Source organism: Ruegeria sp. AL7 (genome assembly GCF_056536105.1).
Genome location: NZ_JBQFJF010000001.1, coordinates 276761 through 296020 on the forward strand (window position 1 = coordinate 276761; position 19260 = coordinate 296020).

Consider the following 19260-nt stretch of genomic DNA (forward strand, 5'->3'; position numbering starts at 1 on the left):
CGGCGCGGGTCTTGCGCGGGAAATCCCGATTTGCCCGCGAACAGGCTGGCCTGATCGCCAAATTGCATGTAGACTCGTAGCCAGACCCCGAAAACGGGGCGTTAACGAGGCAGAGAGTGGCGGTATCTCATGACTGAGATGGTGTATGGCGCGGTCCAGGACCAGCGCGGAGAACCGATTCTACCGAAGTGGTGGCGTACTATCGATCGCTGGACGATGTCCTGCGTTCTGATCCTGTTTACCATCGGGCTGTTGCTGGGGCTGGCCTCTTCGCCGCCACTGGCCGGTCGCAACGGGTTCGACCCCTTCCATTATGTCGAGCGTCAGGCCTTGTTCGGCGGATTGGCGCTGATCGCGATGCTGCTGACTTCGATGATGTCTCCAACCTTGGTGCGGCGTCTGGCCGTTCTGGGTTTTCTGGGGGCCTTCGTCGCTCTGGTCTTCCTGCCGGTGTTTGGAACGGATTTCGGCAAGGGTGCGGTGCGTTGGTATTCGCTGGGCTTTGCCTCGCTGCAACCGTCCGAGTTTCTGAAACCCGGCTTTGTCGTCGTGGCCGCTTGGCTGCTGGCGGCCTCACAGGAAATCAATGGCCCTCCGGGGCGGTTGTGGTCCTTTGCGCTCTGCATGGCCATCGTGGCCATGCTGGTGATGCAACCCGATTTCGGTCAGGCCTGCCTGATCCTGTTCGGCTGGGGCGTCATGTATTTCGTAGCCGGGGCCCCGATGCTGCTGTTGCTGGGCATGGCCGGTGTTGTCGTTCTGGGCGGGATGCTGGCCTATTCGAATTCTGAACACTTTGCCCGCCGCATCGACGGCTTTCTGAATCAAGAGGTCGATCCGACCACCCAGCTGGGCTATGCCACCAACGCCATCCGCGAAGGTGGCTTGTTCGGCGTCGGCGTGGGGGAAGGGCAGGTGAAATGGTCGCTGCCCGATGCCCATACCGATTTCATCATCGCCGTCGCGGCCGAGGAATACGGCCTGATCCTCGTCATGATCATCATTGCGCTTTATGCGCTGATCGTCGTGCGCTCGCTGCTGCGGCTGATGCGCGAACGCGACATGTTCATTCGTCTGGCCGGTACCGGTCTGGCCTGCATGTTTGGCGTTCAGGCGATGATCAACATGGGTGTTGCGGTGCGTCTGCTGCCCGCCAAGGGCATGACTTTGCCGTTCGTCAGCTATGGCGGCTCGTCCCTGATTGCTGGCGGTATTGCCGTTGGCATGCTGCTGGCCTTCACCCGAAACCGCCCACAGGGCGAACTAGGCGATATTCTGCGCGGACGAGGATAATGGGGAACCCTTACCTGTTGATTGCGGCTGGCGGCACCGGGGGCCATATGTTCCCCGCTCAGGCGCTGGCCGAGGCGATGCTGCACAAGGGCTGGCGTGTGCGCCTGTCCACCGACCCGCGCGGTGCGCGCTATACCGGTGGCTTTCCCCATTCGACCGAAATTGTCGAGGCGTCCTCGGCCACCTTCGCCCGTGGCGGTCTGGCGGCAAAGGCGATGGTTGGCCCGATTATCGCTGGTGGTGTCACCAGCATGGTCTTCCAGATGATGCGCGACAAACCCGATGTTGTCGTGGGCTTTGGCGGTTATCCGTCGATCCCGGCGCTGGGCGCCGCGACCCTGCTGAAAATACCGCGGATGATCCATGAACAGAACGGGGTACTGGGCCGCGTGAACCAGCTGTTTGCAACCCGCGTTGCGCAGGTGGCCTGCGGCGTCTGGCCGACGGATCTGCCCGAAGGCGCGCATGGCATTCACACCGGCAACCCGGTGCGTGCCGCGGTCCTGGACCGTGCCGCCGCCGGGTATATCCCGCCGGGTGACTATCCGATGTCGGTTCTGGTGATGGGTGGCTCGCAGGGCGCGCGCATCCTCAGCGATATAGTGCCCGGTGCGATTGCCGCGCTGCCCGAAGACCTTCGCGCGCATATCCGTGTCTCGCATCAGGCGCGGGATGAAGATGGCGAACGGGTCAGCGCATTCTACCAAGACCATGGTATCCGCGCCGACGTTCAGCCCTTCTTCGATGACATTCCCCGCCGCATGTCGGATGCGCAGCTGGTGATCTCGCGCTCGGGCGCGTCCAGCGTGGCCGATATCTCGGTCATCGGTCGCCCTTCGATCCTGATTCCGTTTGCTGCTGCCGCCGGGGATCATCAGACCGCCAACGCGCGCGGGCTGGTGCAGGCCGGCGGGGCCATCATGATCCCGGAAAATGCGCTTGACGTTCCCACGCTGACACAGCAAATCACCACGGTTCTTACGAACCCCGAAGCCGCACAGAAAATGGCCCATGGCGCTCTGTCGGTCGGGGCGCCCGATGCCACCCAGCGTCTGGTCGCTCTGGTCGAGCAGCTGGCGCAGAAGGAGACCACATGAACCCAGCAACCAAACTGCCGCAGGACGTAGGGCCGATCCACTTCGTGGGCATCGGCGGGATTGGTATGTCGGGCATCGCCGAGGTGCTGCTGAACCTGGGGTATCAGGTGCAGGGCTCCGATCTGAAAGCCTCGAAGATCACTGACCGTCTGGCCAGTTTGGGGGCCGAGATTTTCGTCGGCCAGCGCGCCGAAAACCTTGAAAACGCCGCCGTCGTGGTTGTCTCGACTGCGATCAAACCGGGCAACCCGGAGCTGGACCAAGCCCGCGCCCAAGGTCTGCCGGTTGTCCGCCGCGCCGACATGCTGGCCGAACTGATGCGCCTGCGCTCGAACATTGCCATTGCCGGAACGCACGGCAAGACCACCACGACGACCATGATGGCCGAACTGATGGTGGCAGGCGATTTCGATCCGACCGTGATCAATGGCGGCATCATCCACGCCTATGGATCGAACGCTCGGATGGGGCAGGGCGAATGGATGGTGGTCGAAGCCGACGAAAGCGACGGTTCCTTTAACCGGCTGCCCGCAACCATCGCCATTGTTACCAATATCGACCCCGAGCATATGGAGCATTGGGGTGATTTCGACAGGCTGCGCGACGGCTTTTACGAATTCGTCTCGAACCTGCCATTCTACGGTCTGGCCGTCTGCTGCACCGATCATGCCGAGGTTCAGGCCCTTGTCGGCCGCATCACCGACCGCCGTGTGCGAACCTATGGGTTCAACGCGCAGGCGGATGTGCGGGCGGTGAACCTGACCTACAAAGGCGGCGTGGCGCATTTCGACATACATCTGCAATACGAAGACAAGATGATCGAAGGCTGCACCCTGCCGATGCCCGGCGATCACAACGTCTCAAACGCGCTGTCCGCCGCTGCCGTCGCCCGTCATCTGGGCATGAAAGCTGCGGAAATCCGCGACGCGCTGGCCAATTTCGGCGGCGTCAACCGTCGCTTTACAAAGGTCGGGGAAATCGACGGTGTCACCATCATCGACGATTACGGCCACCACCCGGTCGAAATAGCCGCCGTTCTCAAGGCCGCCCGTCAGGCGACCGAAGGCCGCGTGATTGCTGTGCATCAGCCGCACCGCTATTCGCGCCTGTCCAACCTGTTTGACGATTTCTGCACCTGTTTCAATGACGCCGATGTCGTGGCCATTGCCGAGGTTTTTGCCGCTGGTGAAGACCCGATCGAAGGCGCCTCGCGCGACGATCTGGTGCAGGGCCTGATCCGTCACGGCCACCGCCACGCCCGCGCGCTGCTGGATGAAGACGACCTTGAACGCCTCGTGCGCGAACAGGCCCGACCGGGCGACATGGTCGTCTGCCTCGGGGCCGGTACGATCAGCGCCTGGGCCAACGGCCTGCCCGAGAGGTTGCAAAGAAAACAAGCTGTTTGACGCGTCATTTGTTTGTTGCACAACTTAAAAGTGTGATACTCTGACCGCAACAGTCGCGTGTCCTCGGAGGGGCGAATGGACTATTCGATGATCTTGGCAGCGCTTTGGGTGATCTGCGCCACCATCGTGGCAATGTTGCCGATGCGGCTGCAATTCCCGCCGGGGTTTGTCCTGTTGGTCTGCGCACCGTTGCTGGTCGTATGGCTTGGATATGTCCACGGCTGGTTCTGGTCGGTCGCGGCATTTGCCGGGTTCGTGTCGATGTTCCGCAACCCCATCCGGTATTACTGGCGCAAGTGGACAGGGCGCGAGGTCGCGGAATGACATGGTCTATCGCTCTGGCGGCCCTGTGGGGCTTTGCTGCCAACGTTCTTGCGCTGATCCCCAGCACCGACAACCACTGGACGCGCGCCTATATCCTGATCATCGTGGGCATTCCCATCGTCGGCTATGTCACCTATGAAAATGGCCCCTGGATCGGGATGCTGGTGCTGGCAATGGGCATGTCCGTGCTGCGCTGGCCGGTGATTTATCTGACCCGTTGGACAAAGTCGAAAATGCAGGGCATGAAGGCGGCCAAAGAATAACCGGCCAACTTCAGGAGATCTGTCATGGCGACAATCGCCACATTTGCCTATCTGCCGCTTGTTTCCTTCGTTCTGGGTGCCGCTGCCGGGTTTACAGCGGGCCGCTGGCTTGGCCTGCGCAGCCTTCTGTGGCTGATCGGGCTGACATCCGCGGTTGGTCTGGGGCTGATCGTCGTGCTGGCCGATGTCGGAACGGGTGAAGAAGACAAGGCGTTCGGCCCGCTGGTCTGGTTGACTGCCGGTGTACTCCCCTTCCTTTTTGCCGCAATCATGGGCGGGGTCGGTGGGCGCAGCCTGGCGGTGCGCGCGACTACATGACTCCGCTTCCCCCTGTTCTTCCCGATGTCCGGGGCCGCCTGGCCAAAGCGCGCAACCTGTCTGACCTCACATGGCTCCGCGTTGGTGGGCCGGCGGATTACCTGTTTCAACCTGCCGATATCGAAGACTTGCAGGCCTTCCTGCGCGATCTGCCGGATGGTGTGCCGGTCTTCCCGATGGGGGTCGGCTCGAACCTCATCGTGCGCGATGGTGGCTTGCGGGCCGTGGTGATCCGGCTGGGGCGCGGGTTCAACGCCATCTCGGTTGAGGGCAATACGGTCATCGCGGGCGCTGCCGCACTGGACGCGCATGTTGCGCGCAAGGCCGCGGATGCGGGTGTGGACCTGACCTTTCTGCGCACCATCCCCGGCTCGATCGGGGGCGCGGTGCGGATGAATGCGGGCTGTTACGGCAGCTACACGGCGGACGTGCTGCGCAAGGCCACCATTGTCACCCGGCAGGGCGACCTGCGGGACCTGACGACCGAGGATCTGAACTTTCGCTATCGCCAGTCCGACCTGCCCGAAGGCGCCGTTCTGATTTCGGCCACGTTCGAAGGCCCGTCCGGCGATCCCTATGACCTTCATGCCCGAATGGAAGCGCAACTGAAGAAGCGTGACGAAACCCAGCCCACCAAGGACCGCAGCGCCGGATCGACCTTCCGCAACCCGGCCGGTTTTTCCTCGACCGGGCAGGCTGATGACGTGCATGACCTCAAGGCGTGGAAAGTGATCGACGATGCCGGAATGCGCGGCGCGACACGCGGCGGGGCACAGATGAGCCCGAAACACTCGAACTTCCTGATCAATACCGGCACCGCCACCGCTGACGACCTCGAAGGTCTGGGCGAAGAGGTGCGAAAAAAGGTTTACGAAACAAGCGGCATCACGCTAGAGTGGGAAATCATGCGGGTCGGTGATCCGCTAAAAGAATAAAGCCCCGACCGTCAGACCAAAACAGGCAAATTCAGGCGACGGATCAAAGGCATAAACGCAGTACGGACCACCACATAAGGTCCGGGGACATTGAGGCGCACATTGGGTATGTCGAGCAGGACAAACCCCAAAGTGGCGGTATTGATGGGCGGCCCCTCGGCGGAACGCGAGGTGTCTCTCAGCTCTGGGCGCGAATGCGCGGCCGCCCTTGTGGGAGAAGGTATTGAAGTGGTCGAACTGGACGCAGGTCCCGACCTCTATGCGCGCCTGTTGGATATTCAGCCGGATGTGGTTTTCAACGCCCTGCATGGCCGCTGGGGCGAGGATGGCTGCGTGCAGGGGATGCTGGAATGGATGCGGATTCCCTATACCCATTCGGGTGTTCTGGCCTCGGCCCTTGCGATGGACAAGCAACGCAGCAAGGACGTCTATCAGGCCGAAGGTCTGCCCGTTGTCCCCAGTGTGATCGTCCCGCGTGCCGAGGTGACTCGCGCCCACGTGATGGAACCGCCCTATGTAGCCAAACCCAATAACGAAGGGTCCAGCGTCGGTATCTACATCGTCCACGAAAACGCCAATGGCCCGCCGCAGCTGTCCGAAGACATGCCCGACCAGATCATGGTCGAGAAATACGTGGCCGGACGCGAGCTGACCGTGACCGTGATGGGCGACCGCGCCCTGACCGTGACCGAGATCATGACCGATGGCGGCTGGTACGACTATGACGCCAAGTACAAACCCGGCGGATCATGGCACGTGGTCCCTGCCGATATCCCACAGGACATCTTTGATCGCTGCATGGATTATGCCCTGCGCGCGCATGATGCTTTGGGCTGCAGGGGCGTTAGCCGCACCGATTTTCGCTGGGATGACAGCGCGGGTGCTGATGGTTTGTTTCTGTTGGAAACCAACACCCAGCCGGGCATGACACCCACTTCGCTGGCCCCGGAACAAGCCGCGCATCTGGGCATGACATTTGGCCAGCTCTGCGCCTGGATGGTTGAGGACGCCTCATGCAACCGTTAATCGCCAGCCGCTCTCTGGAAATCCATCGCACCAAACCCCTTGCCGGGCCGGATGCCGATTTTGCCTCGGCCGATACGGAGCCGCATGACACCCAGCCCATTCTGCGTCTGCGCGGGGCGCGGGTGTTTTCCCGCACCGCACGCCGCAGTGATCCGGCCCCGTCGCGCCTCAGCTATCGTCTTCAGCGCTGGATGCTGACACCGGGTATCCGTCTGGGCGTCAAGCTTGGCCTGCCGATCTGCGCCATTGCCGCAGCAGTTGGCGTCTATTTTGCCTCTCAGGACCGGCGCGAAGCGCTTGGTACCTATATCGCCGATATTCGCACCTCGATTCAGGAACGCCCCGAGTTCATGGTTAACCTGATGGCCATCGACGGGGCAGGCACCAGCCTGTCCGATGATATCCGCGAGGTCGTGCCTCTGGATTTCCCGATCAGTTCATGGGATCTGGACGTCGAACAGATGCGCGACACGATCACCGGGCTTGATCCGGTGAAATCGGCAAGCGTCCGCATCCGTCCGGGCGGCATCCTTCAGGTCAACGTGGTCGAGCGTCAGCCCGTGATTGTCTGGCGGACGCATGACGGGCTCGAACTGCTCGACGAGACCGGCGCGCATGTCAAGGAAACCACCTCTCGCAAGGACCATGCCGACCTGCCGCTGATCGCGGGCGCGGGTGCGGATGCCCATGTGGCGCAGGCGCTCGAGATTTTCCAGACCGCCCGCAGCCTGGGCAACCGTGTGCGCGGGCTGGTGCGCGTGGGTGAACGGCGCTGGGATCTGGTCCTGGACCGTGGCCAGCGCATCATGCTGCCGACCGAGCGCCCGGTGCGCGCGCTGGAACGCGTGCTTGCGGTGAACGAAGTGCAGGACCTTCTGGAACGCGACGTGGCCGTGGTCGACATGCGCCTAGGCCAGCGTCCTACCATCCGAATGACCAAAGCCGCCAGCGAAGACTGGTGGAATACAAAAGTGACAATGAGTAACGGGCAGTAACGAGCATGATGACCGATCTTTATCAGTCCCAACGCGCCATGCGTCAAATGCGGCGCCAGGCATTGCAACGCGGTGTGATCGCGATTCTGGATGTGGGCAGTTCCAAGATTGCCTGCCTCGTTCTGCGTTTTGACGGATCGGGCCGGCTGAGTGAAGATAACACCATCGGCTCAATGGCGGGGCAGACGGGGTTTCGGGTTATCGGGGCCGCAACGACACGTTCGCGCGGCGTACAGTTTGGCGAAGTCACCGCCATGCAGGAAACCGAACGCGCCATCCGCACCGCGCTTCAGGCCGCACAGAAGATGGCCGATATTCGCGTCGATCACGTCATCGCCTGTTTCTCGGGGGCCAACCCGCGCTCTTACGGGCTGGACGCACAGGTTGATCTGGATGGCCAGCTGGTGACCGAGGCCGAAGTGGGTCGTGTTCTGAACGCCTGCGACGTGCCGGATTACGGCGACGGGCGCGAGGTGCTGCACGCACAGCCGGTCAACTTTGCGCTCGACAACCGCTCGGGCCTGATCGACCCGCGCGGGCAGATGGGCCAAAGCCTTGCGGTCGATATGCACATGCTGACCGTCGATGCGATGGCGATCCAGAACATCGTGCGCTGTATCAAACGCTGCGATCTGGAACTCGCCGGGATTGCAAACTCGGCCTATGTCTCGGGAATTTCCGCGCTGGTCGAGGATGAGCAGGAACTGGGCGCGGCCTGTATCGACATGGGCGGCGGCACCACCAGCGTTTCGATCTTCATGAAGAAACACATGATCTATGCCGATTGCGTGCGTATGGGCGGCGATCACGTGACCGCCGATATCTCGATGGGGCTGGGCGTGCCCGCGGCAGTGGCGGAACGGATCAAGACGTTCAATGGCGGCGTTCATGCGACCGGCGCTGATGACCGCGACATGATCGATATCGGCGGCGATACTGGTGACTGGGAACACGACCGCCGCACGGTCAGTCGGGCCGAACTGATCGGCATCATGCGTCCGCGCGTCGAGGAAATCCTTGAAGAGGTCCGCGTGCGTCTGGATGCGGCCGGGTTTGAACACATGCCAAGCCAGCAGATCGTTCTGACCGGTGGCGGCAGTCAGATCATGGGGCTGGACGGTCTGGCGACCCGCATCCTTGGTCAACGCGTGCGTCTGGGTCGCCCGCTGCGGGTGCACGGCCTGCCGCAATCGGCGACAGGTCCGGCGTTCTCGTCCTCCGTGGGGCTCAGCCTGTTTGCGGCGCACCCGCAGGACGAATGGTGGGATTTCGAAATCCCGGTCGACACCTACGCCGCGCGCCCGTTCAAGCGGGCCGTTCGGTGGTTCCGTGACAACTGGTAGCCCCCTGTGCCGGGCCGCTTTGTGTGCGGCCCTGTTGCCGGGATGGGTTTCGGCCCAGACCATCATCACGCCCGAGGCATTTCTGGATGCCGCCGTCGGCAAAACGCTCACCTTCCATGAGATTCGCAGCAACGATCTGGTCGGGACCGAGCAATTTCTGAACCGTCACATCTCGGTCTGGCGGCAAGAGGGGCAGGGCTGTGTCTATGGGCAGATCACCACGCCAAACGGTCAGATCTGCTTTCTCTATGACAACGATCCGGATGGTATTCCCGTCTGCTGGTGGCCCTTCCTGCACGAAGGCCGTCTGATGGTGCGTCTGGCCTCGTTTGCAGATGGCGAAATCCAGGAGGTGCGCAGCATCACCGAAACCAGCCTCAACTGTCCAAGTGCACCGCTCAGTTGAAAAATCCGGTTGCAGCGCGTCGATTTATCCCTCAAGATATCCACAAGGCCCGGCAGAGGCCTCGCGGCAGGACCTGAGCAGTTTTCCGCAGTGTAAATGATGGTCGACCAAAGCGTGACGAACGGCTGAGTCCTCGCGCCGGGGTCGTCTGCCTTGTGATGGTCGCCGGCGTTTCCGCTATATCTGGCAGTACCTGCGAAATGCCGCCGGTTTCTGCCTTATTTCCTCCATATTTTGTGGTGAATCGCGATTTTTGACGTGACCTTTTCGCATCAGCCCGCTAGAATCGAGCAAGGATAGGTAAGAAAAACACCGCTTTGGCGGAACATAAATACAGGCGGACAGAGCATGACATTGAATCTTTCGATGCCCGGGCAAGACGAACTGAAGCCTCGGATTACAGTATTTGGCGTTGGCGGTGCGGGCGGTAACGCTGTCAACAACATGATTGAAAAACAGCTGGACGGCGTCGATTTTGTCGTCGCCAACACCGACGCGCAGGCGCTGCAGCAAAGCCAGTCCTCGGCGCGGGTTCAACTGGGTGTGAAGGTCACCGAAGGTCTGGGGGCAGGGGCCCGTCCGGCCGTGGGTGCCGCAGCTGCCGAAGAAAGCATCGAACAGATCGTCGACCATCTGGCAGGCGCGCATATGTGCTTTATCACCGCAGGCATGGGCGGCGGCACAGGCACCGGCGCTGCTCCGATCATCGCGCAGGCCGCGCGTGAGCTGGGCGTTCTGACCGTGGGTGTCGTGACCAAGCCCTTCCAGTTCGAAGGTGCCAAGCGGATGCGTCAGGCCGAAGACGGCGTTGAGGCGCTGCAACGGGTCGTTGACACGCTGATCATCATTCCGAACCAGAACCTGTTCCGCCTCGCCAACGAAAAAACCACCTTTACCGAGGCGTTCTCGATGGCTGACGATGTCCTGTATCAGGGCGTCAAAGGCGTAACCGACCTGATGGTGCGTCCGGGACTGATCAACCTCGACTTTGCGGATGTGCGCGCCGTAATGGACGAGATGGGCAAAGCCATGATGGGCACCGGCGAGGCAACCGGCGAAGATCGCGCCATTCAGGCGGCGGAGAAAGCCATTGCGAACCCGCTGCTGGACGAAATCAGCCTCAAAGGCGCCAAAGGCGTGCTGATCAACATCACCGGTTCGCACGACCTGACCCTGTTCGAACTGGACGAAGCCGCCAACCGCATCCGCGAGGAAGTGGACCCCGAAGCGAACATCATCGTCGGCTCGACGCTGGATACCGCCATGGAAGGCGGTATGCGCGTGTCGGTTGTTGCAACCGGCATCGACGCCACCGAAAAAACGGCTGACATTCCGGTCGCGCGCCGCTCGATGTCCGAGCCGCTGACCCGCACCGTTTCGGCCGAAGAATATGGTCGCGAAGAAGCACCCGCAGCCGCCGAAATGGCAGAGCCCGCGCCGCAGATGGAAGAAAACCGCGAACCTTCGCTGTTTGAAGCCGCGGAAGAGCCCGCCCAGCCGCAGTTCCAGCCGCTTGACGAGCGGGATGAGGACGATCTGCCGCCCCCAGCCTATCAGCCGCGCGTCGCCGAATTCGAGCCGCAGCCCGAGCATGTCGAACCGGCGCCCGAGGCATTTGTTGCCCCGCGCGCGCCTGTCGCAGGCACCCCGTCGCCCGAAGCGCTCCAGCGTTTGCAGGCTGCGGTTCAGAAGGTTCCCTCGGCAGCTCAGCGCGCCGCAGCACCCCGCCCGCAAGCGGCGGTTTCGCATCACGAACCCGAAGAACGCTCGCGGTTTGGCTTCAATCGGCTGATCGACCGGATGACCGGGCACGCCTCTGACACACCGGCTCAACCGCCGCGTCAGCAACCCGTTCTGCGCCAGTCCGAGGCCACGGCACCGATTCACGATGAGGCCGACCCGGATCAGGATCGTATCGAAATTCCGGCCTTCCTGCGCCGTCAGGCCAACTGATCGCGGTAACAAAATCCACTCATGGGGTCGCCATCTGGCGGCCCTAATTCTTTTTAAAACAGTGGCTTACGAACGTGTAAGCAGGGTTTTGCCGATCTGTTACATACATGTTTCATTCGGTTACAAAGAGTGAGTTGAGCCTTGACGCGGGCTTCCTTAACTGAGTGTCCAACACAGCCCCAGAAGGCTGGACACCACTCGCCGAGGCCCATTTTGCAACATACGCTCAAATCTCCGGTCACGTTTAAAGGCGTCGGGCTGCACAGCGGCAAGCCTGCGACCATGGTCCTGAAACCAGCGGCAGTTGGTCATGGCATCTGGTTCAAACGGACGGATATCCATCTGGGCGATGCGATGATCCCGGCGATCTATCACGTGGTCGAACGGACCCCGCTTTGCACCCGTCTGGTCAATGGCGCCGGGGTGTCGGTATCCACCATCGAACATATCATGGCTGCTTTGGCCGGGTGCGGCGTTCACAACGCGCTGATTGAAATCGACGGCCCCGAAGTTCCGATCATGGACGGGTCTTCGATCGATTTCGTACGCGGTATCATGGCCCGAGGCGTGCGTCGTCAGGCCAGCCCGGTGCTGGCCTATGAGGTGCTGAAGACCGTCACCGCATCGCGGGAAGGCGCCAGCGCAAGCATCGCACCCGCGGATGGGCTGATCATCGATTTCCACATTGATTTCGAAGACAGCGCAATCGGCAGCCAGACCAAGACGCTGGATATGCGCAACGGGTCGTTCGCGCGCGAACTCAGCGATTGCCGCACCTTCTGCCGCCGCATTGATGTCGAAGCCATGCGCGAAAACGGGCTGGCCCTTGGCGGTACCCTGGATAACGCCGTGGTCGTGCAGGGCAACGAGGTGCTGACACCCGGTGGGTTCCGCCGCGCCGACGAAGCCGTGCGCCACAAGATGCTGGATGCTCTGGGTGATCTCTATCTGGCAGGCGGGCCGATTCTGGGCCATTTCACGGGCGACAAGTCGGGTCATTCGCTGACCAACACATTGCTGCGCAATCTGTTTGAAACACCCGGTGCTGTGCGTCCGGTTCTGTGCACACCGGAACAGGCCGCGCGTCTGCCGGGGCAGGGCCTGATCGTAAACGAAATTCCCGAAGTCGCCTGATCAGATCAACTCTGACGACATTTGCGCCAGATGTTGCATAAGGCGTTTTGCACCGGAATTTTCTGTGCTAGACCATGGCTCAATTCGGGGCGAACCCTCTTAAGTAAGACGACAAGGATGGGCGGTATGGTTGGCAGCAAGGCGGCAGTCAGATTCGCAGGCGCGGTTCTTCTGGCAGCAGTTTTGACGGCATGTGGAAACGCAGGCGGCCTTTTTGGCAACAAGGGCGCGGACCGGGATCAGAATCTGGAAGGGTTCACACCAGAACAGATCTATACCCGTGGCGAATACGAACTGTCGCAGAATCGCTCGGATGACGCGGCTTGGTATTTCTCCGAGGTCGAGCGTCTGTATCCCTATTCCGACTGGGCCAAGCGTGCGCTGATCATGCAGGCGTTCTCGTTCCATTCCGACAAGAACTACGAAGAAAGCCGGGCCGCTGCCCAGCGGTATATCGACTTCTATCCAACAGACGAAGATGCGGCCTATGCCCAGTATCTGCTGGCGCTCAGCTATTATGACCAGATTGACGAGGTCGGGCGCGATCAGGGGCTGACCTTTCAGGCGCTGCAATCGCTGCGCACCGTGATCGAGGTTTATCCCGACAGCGAATATGCCACCTCGGCAGTGCTGAAATTCGATCTGGCCTTTGACCATCTGGCCGGCAAAGAGATGGAGATCGGGCGATACTACCTGCGTCAGGATCACTTTGTCGCCGCCATCAACCGCTTCCGCGTCGTGGTCGAGGATTTCCAGACCACATCCCACACCGCCGAAGCGCTTTATCGTCTGGTCGAGGCTTATCTGTCCCTCGGCCTGCTGGATGAGGCGCAAACCGCAGGTGCCATCCTTGGCTACAACTACCAATCCTCGGAATGGTATGACGATGCCTACAAGCTGCTGACCTCACGCGGGCTCCAGCTTAAGAGCCGTGGCAACAACTGGCTCAGCACAATCTATCGTCAGACCATCAAGGGTGAGTGGTTGTAATCGCCATGGCATTAGGCTTGGGACGCTGAAGACCCGATGCTGCGCGCCCTTGATATCCGCGACATGCTGATCATCGACCGGCTGGAACTCAGTTTTCAGCCGGGCCTGAATGCGTTGACCGGCGAAACCGGCGCGGGCAAATCGATCCTTCTGGATTCTCTGGGCTTTGTTCTGGGCTGGCGCGGGCGGGCCGAACTGGTGCGGCAGGGTGCGGCGCAGGGCGAGGTTGTGGCCGAGTTCGAACTTTCCCCCGATCATCCCGCACATGCGATACTGGCCGAAGCAGGCCTGCCGGGCGGGGATGAGCTGATCCTGCGCCGGATCAACACCGCCGAGGGGCGCAAGACCGCCTGGGTCAATGACCGCCGCTGCTCGGGCGATGTGCTGCGGGCGCTGTCGGAAACCCTGATCGAACTGCACGGCCAGCACGATGACCGCGGGCTGCTGAACCCGCGTGGCCACCGGGCCATGCTGGACGATTTCGCCGGGGTTTCGGACCGGCTGACATCCGTTCGTGCGGCCTGGACCGACATGTCACGCGCCCGCAAGGTGCTGGCCGAGACCGAGGCCGCTCTGGCTGCCGTCCGAAGTGAGGAAGATTTCCTGCGCCACGCGGTTGCCGAGCTGGATCAGCTTGATCCTCAGCCCGGTGAGGATGCCGAACTTGATGCCCGCCGCCGCATGATGCAGGGGGCCGAGCGTATCCGCGATGATGTCGCCCGCGCCTACGCCCTGCTGTCCGGGGACGGTGCCGAAGGGGCGATGTCCGACGCTATCCGCTGGCTGGAAGGTGTGTCCGGCAACGCGGGTGGTCAGCTGGACGAACCGATTGCCGCGCTGGGCCGCGCCATGATTGAACTGGGCGAGGCGCAGGATGGCGTGAACGCCTGCCTTCAGGCGCTGGACTTCGACCCGTCGGAACTGGAACAGGCCGAGGAACGCCTGTTTGCCATCCGCGCACTGGCCCGCAAACATGACGTGGCCCCGGATGATCTGGGCGCGTTTGCCGACACTCTGCGCGCCCGCCTCAACCAGTTGGAAGCAGGCGACGCCGATCTGGCGGACAGGCGCGCGGCTTTGGACGCGGCACAAAAGGCTTATGATAATGCCGCCACCGACCTCAGCGCGGCCCGCGCAGCTGCTGCAGGGCGGCTGGACGCTGCCGTCATGGCGGAACTGGCCCCGCTCAAGATGGAACGCGCTGTGTTCCGGACCGAACTCACCCCGGCGGAACCCGGCCCCGAAGGGACTGACGCGGTGGCCTTTACCGTGGCCACCAACCCGGGCGCGCCTGCGGGGCCGCTGAACAAGATCGCCTCGGGGGGTGAACTCAGCCGCTTCCTGCTTGCGCTCAAAGTGTGCCTGTCGGGCGATGACAGCGCCCGCACGATGATCTTTGACGAGATTGACCGCGGCGTCGGCGGGGCCACTGCCGACGCGGTCGGGCGCAGGCTGGCGTCATTGGCGCAGGGCGGGCAGGTGCTGGTTGTCACCCATTCCCCGCAGGTCGCCGCCCGTGCGGCGCATCACTGGCGGGTGCAGAAACAGGTCACGGACGGGCAAACCCTGTCCACCGTCATCCCTCTGGCCCAACCCGACCGGGTGGACGAGATTGCGCGCATGGTGGCGGGCGACACCATCACGGACGAGGCCCGCGCCGCCGCCCGGGCCCTGCTGCAGGCCTGATGCGCCCGTGGCACGAATTGGCTTCACACTGTCGCTATCTCACTTTTATTAGGGTGCTCCGTGGCTTACTAAGGGTTACGTGATGATCCCCGAGGGCCAATGACCCAGTCGACCCGCACCGTTCTGCGCAACCAGTTCAATCAGGCTCTGGCCGCGATCAAGGATGCGTGGCGGGTGATGCTGCGCCGGGGGCCAAGCCAGATCCAGTTCTGGTTCATCGCGCTGGTCATTGGTATCGCTGCCGGATTCATGGCGCTTGGGTTCCGCAAGGCCATCCGCGCGTTGCAGGCCTATCTCTACGACACCGACGACGTTCTGCTGCTGCACAGCCATGCCGAGAAACTGCCGTGGTTCATGATCCTGATCATCCCGATCATCGGTGGGCTGGTCGTGGGCGTGATCCTGAACCGGTTCACCAGTGACGGGCGCGTCAGGTCTGTCGCTGATGTGATCGAAGGATCCGCCATCACCGACGGGCGGGTCGAGGTCAAGGCCGGAATTGCCTCGTTCTTTGCCTCGCTGATCACGCTCAGTTCGGGTGGGTCAACGGGCCGCGAAGGCCCCGTGGTGCATATGGCCGGGGTGATTTCCACCTGGGTCAGCAACCGCATCCATGCCGACGGGATCACGGGCCGCGACTTGCTGGGCTGTGCTGTCGCCGCCGCCGTATCAGCCAGCTTCAACGCCCCCATCGCCGGGGCCCTGTTCGCGCTCGAGGTCGTGCTGCGCCACTTCGCCGTGCATGCCTTTGCCCCGATCGTCATCGCCTCGGTCGCCGGAACGGTGATCAACCGGTTGGAATATGGCGACGTTACCGAGTTCACGCTGGAAACGCCCGGATCGCTGCAATTCTATGTCGAACTTCCCGCCTTCCTGATCCTCGGCCTGATCTGCGGCTTTGTCGCGCTGCTGCTGATGCGGTCGATCTTCTTTGCTGATGATATCGGCAGCCATATCCAGAACCGCCTGTCCATTCCGGGCTGGCTGCGCCCGGCCGTGTCCGGCGCGATGCTGGGGCTGATGGCAATCTGGTTCCCGCATATCATCGGTGTCGGCTACCAAACCACGATCCGCGCCCTGACCGGTGATCTGGTTTTGACAACCGCGATCCTGTTTGCGGTGACCAAGACAGTGGCTGTGGCGATCACCATGGGCGGGCGCATGGGGGGCGGGGTGTTTTCACCGTCCCTGATGATCGGCGCGCTGACCGGGCTGGCGTTCGGACTGATCGCCACTGGGCTGCTGCCGGATGTGTCCGGCACGCATACGCTTTACGCCTTTGCCGGAATGGGCGCCGTGGCTGCTGCGGTGCTGGGCGCCCCGATCTCGACCACTCTGATCGTCTTTGAACTGACCGGAGACTGGCAGATCGGCCTTGCCGTGATGGTGACTGTATCCATATCCACCGCATTGGCGTCGCGCCTTGTGGACCGGTCGTTCTTCCTGACCCAGCTGGAACGCCGCGATGTCCACCTGGCCGCCGGGCCGCAGGCTTATCTGCTGGCGATGCTGCGCGCCGGGGCGGTGATGCGCCCTATCGGGGATGACCGCTCAATCACTGCGGACGAGGCGCACGCCCTGATCGAACAGGGCCTGTGCGTTCAGGCCAGCGCCACGCTCGAGGCCGCGATGCCCTATTTCGACCGTGACGACATACCCTGCATTCCGGTTATCGTTCTGGAACAGGACGGGTCCGAGACACCCGTCGGCGCGCTCTACCATGTCGACGCGCTCAAGGCGTACAACCGGGCCCTCGCAGCCACCGCGGCCGAGGAACATTCATAAGGCTCCCGCGACCGGGACAAGCGCTCCCGAAGCCTCCGTTGAAACCCTGTCCGGTGCCCTTAAATCTGTTCCACCTTCACCGAGTCCACCGGATAAAACGCCAGGTATCCCTTGATCTCGGCCACGGCGGAAACCGGGTCTTCATAACTCCAGACCGCATTTTCGGTCACCGAGGATTTGTTGACGATGGAAAAATGCGTCGCATCCCCCATGCGGGCGCAATGCGTCACCTTGTCGGTCTGGTCCAGAAATGCCATGGCAACATCGCCGCGCGGAAAGTAAATCACCGGAGCTTTGTCGCCTTCGTGCAGTTCCAGCGCGTTGCTCGTTTCGCCCAGAATCGCGCCGCCCGAACGGACAGTCCATTTGCCCGGCGCTTTTTGGATCGTGATCTCAGTCATTTCTATTCCTTCCGTCGACGTATTGGGGCCTCTCCTCTGCCCGTTCTATGTAACAGGCGGGTGTCAGATCGGCGCAGTTGCGGCATCCAACCACAGTTGCGCGTCATGTCCCAGCCTTGGGCGGATTTTTTCCGCGACGTCGCGATGATAGGCGTTCAGCCAGCGGCGTTCGTCAGGCGTCAACATATCAACCATGATCAGCCTGCGGTCAATTGGCACAAATGTCAGGGTGCGCCAGCACAGCATCGCGCGTTCCGCATCGCCACCGGGCAGGGCCGGGGCTTCTTCCACAACCACAAGGTTTTCGATGCGGATGCCAAAGGCCCCTTCGCGGTAATATCCCGGCTCATTCGACAGGATCATGCCGGGTAGCAAGGGGACATGGCTGACCTTCGACAGGCGCTGAGGCCCCTCATGCACGCTCAGATAGGCCCCGACGCCGTGTCCGACACCATGGTTGAAATCCTGCCCCGCCGCCCATAGCGGCGTGCGGGCCACGCATTCGATATCGCGCCCGGCCAGCCCTGCGGGCCAGCGCAGCATCGACATGGCAATCATGCCCTTCAGCACGCGGGTGAAGCAGGTCTTTTCCTCCGCCCCGACAGAGCCGATGGCAAGCGTCCGCGTGATATCGGTGGTGCCATCCAGATATTGTCCGCCACTGTCCAGCACCAGCAGATGACCGTCCTGCAACCGGCTGTCGGTCTCGTCCGTCACGCGGTAATGCATGATCGCGCCGTTCGGACCCGTCCCGGCAATGGTATCGAACGAGATATCCTGCAACACATTGTCCCTGCGGCGGTTTTCTTCCAGCCGCGTGACCACCTGCGTCTCGGACAGGCTGCCGGGGGTCTGTGCGTCCAGCCAGCACAGGGTCTCGACCACCGCCACCGCATCGCGCAAATGCGCCTCGGCGCTGCCCGCGATTTCGGCCGGGTTCTTGCAGGCCTTGGGCAGGGCACAGGGGTCGCCGCCATCCACCATGGCATCGCCCAACGCGTCCGCCACGATCTGCGGCACCGTGCTCAGGTCCACCTGTACCGCACCGTCCAGCGCTGCCACCGCGTCCAGAAACTCCGCAGGGTTGTGCACCGTCACCTTCGGGTCCAGATGATCCTGCACCTCCAACAGTTTTGCCGCTGCCATGAACAGATCGACCCGGCCGTCGTCATGCAGGGTCGCAAACCCGTGGGCCACGGGGTTGTAAGCGATATCCGACCCCCGAATGTTCAGCAGCCACATGATCGAATCCGGCAATGTAATCACCGCAGCCTTTCGCCCGGCCTGCCGCAGGTCTGCGGCCAGTCGGGTAATCTTGCTGTCAGCGGTTTCACCCGCAAACTCGATCGGATGCGCCTTGACGGCCTGCATCGGCGGTTCAGGCTGGTCTGCCCAGATCCGGTCCACCAGATTGTCGCAGCGCACCAGTTCGACGCCTGTGCCCTCAAGCTCGTCAAGCGCGGCCGAGATTTGCCCTGCCGCGTGCAGCCATGGGTCGAAACCGACCTTGCCTCCACCGGGCAACTGCTCTTTCAGCCATGCACTCAGGCTCACGTCAGGCCACGGCACCGGCGTGAACACATCCGCGACCTGCGCCTTGACCTGCGTGCGATACCGCCCGTCGATGAACACACCAGCCATGTCGGTCAGCGCAGCACAGAACCCGGCCGATCCCGTAAACCCGGTCAACCAGGCCAGACGCTCATCCCGCGGGGCCACATACTCGCCCTGGTGCGCATCCGACCGTGGGATCAGAAACCCGTCCAACCCTTCGCGCACCAGCTCAGCGCGCAACGCAGCCAGACGCGGCGGCCCCTGCTCGGGCCGCGCGGTCACCTCAAAGGACTGGAACATACTACTCCTCCCTCAGCCGGGCGGTCGATATCGCCGCCTTGTCATCTTTTG

Annotated in this window: 18 protein-coding genes; 16 read left to right on the forward strand and 2 right to left on the reverse strand. The window is 62.3% G+C overall.

Features of this window, described 5'->3' with window-relative positions; genetic code table 11:
• The first annotated feature begins 129 nt into the window (after nucleotides 1–129).
• From ftsW to ACR3E2_RS01495, 16 genes are all read left to right on the forward strand, one after another.
• Nucleotides 130–1293, forward strand: coding sequence for a putative lipid II flippase FtsW (ftsW, locus tag ACR3E2_RS01420; protein ID WP_209504524.1), 1164 nt, complete (start codon nucleotides 130–132; stop codon nucleotides 1291–1293).
• On the forward strand, nucleotides 1293–2390 hold the full coding sequence (locus ACR3E2_RS01425) for a UDP-N-acetylglucosamine--N-acetylmuramyl-(pentapeptide) pyrophosphoryl-undecaprenol N-acetylglucosamine transferase (protein ID WP_480481860.1): 1098 nt from the start codon (nucleotides 1293–1295) through the stop codon (nucleotides 2388–2390). The genes ftsW and ACR3E2_RS01425 overlap by 1 nt, the downstream gene beginning before the upstream one ends.
• Nucleotides 2387–3796 (forward strand): UDP-N-acetylmuramate--L-alanine ligase, encoded by a 1410-nt coding sequence (murC, locus tag ACR3E2_RS01430; protein WP_480481858.1) that lies wholly within the window; start codon nucleotides 2387–2389, stop codon nucleotides 3794–3796. The genes ACR3E2_RS01425 and murC overlap by 4 nt, the downstream gene beginning before the upstream one ends.
• 75 nt (nucleotides 3797–3871) lie before the next feature.
• On the forward strand, nucleotides 3872–4120 hold the full coding sequence (locus ACR3E2_RS01435; protein ID WP_480481857.1) for a DUF2484 family protein: 249 nt from the start codon (nucleotides 3872–3874) through the stop codon (nucleotides 4118–4120).
• A complete protein-coding gene (locus ACR3E2_RS01440; RefSeq protein ID WP_480481855.1) occupies nucleotides 4117–4383 on the forward strand; it encodes a DUF2484 family protein in 267 nt (88 codons plus the stop codon). Before ACR3E2_RS01435 ends, ACR3E2_RS01440 begins: the two co-directional genes overlap by 4 nt.
• A gap of 24 nt (nucleotides 4384–4407) precedes the next feature.
• On the forward strand, nucleotides 4408–4701 hold the full coding sequence (locus tag ACR3E2_RS01445; protein WP_480481853.1) for a hypothetical protein: 294 nt from the start codon (nucleotides 4408–4410) through the stop codon (nucleotides 4699–4701).
• The gene (gene murB, locus ACR3E2_RS01450; RefSeq protein WP_480481851.1) at nucleotides 4698–5636 is read left to right on the forward strand and encodes a UDP-N-acetylmuramate dehydrogenase; all 939 of its coding nucleotides are present in this window, start codon (nucleotides 4698–4700) and stop codon (nucleotides 5634–5636) included. Before ACR3E2_RS01445 ends, murB begins: the two co-directional genes overlap by 4 nt.
• A gap of 108 nt (nucleotides 5637–5744) precedes the next feature.
• Nucleotides 5745–6662 carry a D-alanine--D-alanine ligase gene (locus ACR3E2_RS01455; RefSeq protein WP_245222549.1) on the forward strand — a complete coding sequence of 306 codons (918 nt, stop codon included), beginning with the start codon at nucleotides 5745–5747 and terminating at the stop codon, nucleotides 6660–6662.
• A complete protein-coding gene (locus ACR3E2_RS01460; protein WP_480481849.1) occupies nucleotides 6650–7657 on the forward strand; it encodes a cell division protein FtsQ/DivIB in 1008 nt (335 codons plus the stop codon). The genes ACR3E2_RS01455 and ACR3E2_RS01460 overlap by 13 nt, the downstream gene beginning before the upstream one ends.
• Before the next feature lie 8 nt (nucleotides 7658–7665).
• Entirely contained in the window at nucleotides 7666–9000 is a 1335-nt protein-coding gene (ftsA, locus tag ACR3E2_RS01465) for a cell division protein FtsA (protein ID WP_480475961.1), read from the forward strand.
• A complete protein-coding gene (locus tag ACR3E2_RS01470; protein WP_480481847.1) occupies nucleotides 8987–9406 on the forward strand; it encodes a hypothetical protein in 420 nt (139 codons plus the stop codon). Before ftsA ends, ACR3E2_RS01470 begins: the two co-directional genes overlap by 14 nt.
• Nucleotides 9407–9754: 348 nt before the next feature.
• Nucleotides 9755–11359: a cell division protein FtsZ gene (ftsZ, locus tag ACR3E2_RS01475; protein WP_480481845.1), complete on the forward strand. Its 1605-nt coding sequence runs from the start codon at nucleotides 9755–9757 to the stop codon at nucleotides 11357–11359.
• 213 nt (nucleotides 11360–11572) lie between these two features.
• Nucleotides 11573–12493, forward strand: coding sequence for a UDP-3-O-acyl-N-acetylglucosamine deacetylase (gene lpxC / locus ACR3E2_RS01480; protein WP_480481843.1), 921 nt, complete (start codon nucleotides 11573–11575; stop codon nucleotides 12491–12493).
• Nucleotides 12494–12619: 126 nt separating this feature from the next.
• Nucleotides 12620–13483, forward strand: a complete 864-nt coding sequence (locus tag ACR3E2_RS01485; protein WP_267363885.1) for an outer membrane protein assembly factor BamD — start codon at nucleotides 12620–12622, stop codon at nucleotides 13481–13483.
• A 36-nt stretch (nucleotides 13484–13519) separates the two neighbouring features.
• Nucleotides 13520–15169 (forward strand): DNA repair protein RecN, encoded by a 1650-nt coding sequence (gene recN, locus ACR3E2_RS01490; RefSeq protein WP_480481840.1) that lies wholly within the window; start codon nucleotides 13520–13522, stop codon nucleotides 15167–15169.
• A 99-nt stretch (nucleotides 15170–15268) separates the two neighbouring features.
• The gene (locus tag ACR3E2_RS01495; RefSeq protein ID WP_480481838.1) at nucleotides 15269–16954 is read left to right on the forward strand and encodes a chloride channel protein; all 1686 of its coding nucleotides are present in this window, start codon (nucleotides 15269–15271) and stop codon (nucleotides 16952–16954) included.
• Between the two features lie 59 nt (nucleotides 16955–17013).
• On the opposite strand, the gene ACR3E2_RS01500 is transcribed toward ACR3E2_RS01495, so the two are convergent.
• On the reverse strand, nucleotides 17014–17355 hold the full coding sequence (locus ACR3E2_RS01500; protein ID WP_209504510.1) for a DUF427 domain-containing protein: 342 nt from the start codon (nucleotides 17353–17355) through the stop codon (nucleotides 17014–17016).
• Between the two features lie 63 nt (nucleotides 17356–17418).
• Nucleotides 17419–19209, reverse strand: a complete 1791-nt coding sequence (locus tag ACR3E2_RS01505; protein WP_480481836.1) for an aminopeptidase P family protein — start codon at nucleotides 19207–19209, stop codon at nucleotides 17419–17421.
• Between the last annotated feature and the right edge of the window lie 51 nt (nucleotides 19210–19260).

Excerpts from the sequence above, each read along its gene's own strand:
- ftsW (WP_209504524.1), top strand. The coding sequence starts at position 130 with ATGACTGAGATGGTGTATGGCGCGGTCCAGGACCAGCGCGGAGAACCG.
- ACR3E2_RS01425 (WP_480481860.1), top strand. The coding sequence starts at position 1,293 with ATGGGGAACCCTTACCTGTTGATTGCGGCTGGCGGCACCGGGGGCCAT.
- murC (WP_480481858.1), top strand. The coding sequence starts at position 2,387 with ATGAACCCAGCAACCAAACTGCCGCAGGACGTAGGGCCGATCCACTTC.
- ACR3E2_RS01435 (WP_480481857.1), top strand. The coding sequence starts at position 3,872 with ATGGACTATTCGATGATCTTGGCAGCGCTTTGGGTGATCTGCGCCACC.
- ACR3E2_RS01440 (WP_480481855.1), top strand. The coding sequence starts at position 4,117 with ATGACATGGTCTATCGCTCTGGCGGCCCTGTGGGGCTTTGCTGCCAAC.
- ACR3E2_RS01445 (WP_480481853.1), top strand. The coding sequence starts at position 4,408 with ATGGCGACAATCGCCACATTTGCCTATCTGCCGCTTGTTTCCTTCGTT.
- murB (WP_480481851.1), top strand. The coding sequence starts at position 4,698 with ATGACTCCGCTTCCCCCTGTTCTTCCCGATGTCCGGGGCCGCCTGGCC.
- ACR3E2_RS01455 (WP_245222549.1), top strand. The coding sequence starts at position 5,745 with ATGTCGAGCAGGACAAACCCCAAAGTGGCGGTATTGATGGGCGGCCCC.
- ACR3E2_RS01460 (WP_480481849.1), top strand. The coding sequence starts at position 6,650 with ATGCAACCGTTAATCGCCAGCCGCTCTCTGGAAATCCATCGCACCAAA.
- ftsA (WP_480475961.1), top strand. The coding sequence starts at position 7,666 with ATGACCGATCTTTATCAGTCCCAACGCGCCATGCGTCAAATGCGGCGC.
- ftsZ (WP_480481845.1), top strand. The coding sequence starts at position 9,755 with ATGACATTGAATCTTTCGATGCCCGGGCAAGACGAACTGAAGCCTCGG.
- ACR3E2_RS01485 (WP_267363885.1), top strand. The coding sequence starts at position 12,620 with ATGGTTGGCAGCAAGGCGGCAGTCAGATTCGCAGGCGCGGTTCTTCTG.
- recN (WP_480481840.1), top strand. The coding sequence starts at position 13,520 with ATGCTGCGCGCCCTTGATATCCGCGACATGCTGATCATCGACCGGCTG.
- ACR3E2_RS01495 (WP_480481838.1), top strand. The coding sequence starts at position 15,269 with ATGACCCAGTCGACCCGCACCGTTCTGCGCAACCAGTTCAATCAGGCT.
- ACR3E2_RS01500 (WP_209504510.1), bottom strand. The coding sequence starts at position 17,355 with ATGACTGAGATCACGATCCAAAAAGCGCCGGGCAAATGGACTGTCCGT.
- ACR3E2_RS01505 (WP_480481836.1), bottom strand. The coding sequence starts at position 19,209 with ATGTTCCAGTCCTTTGAGGTGACCGCGCGGCCCGAGCAGGGGCCGCCG.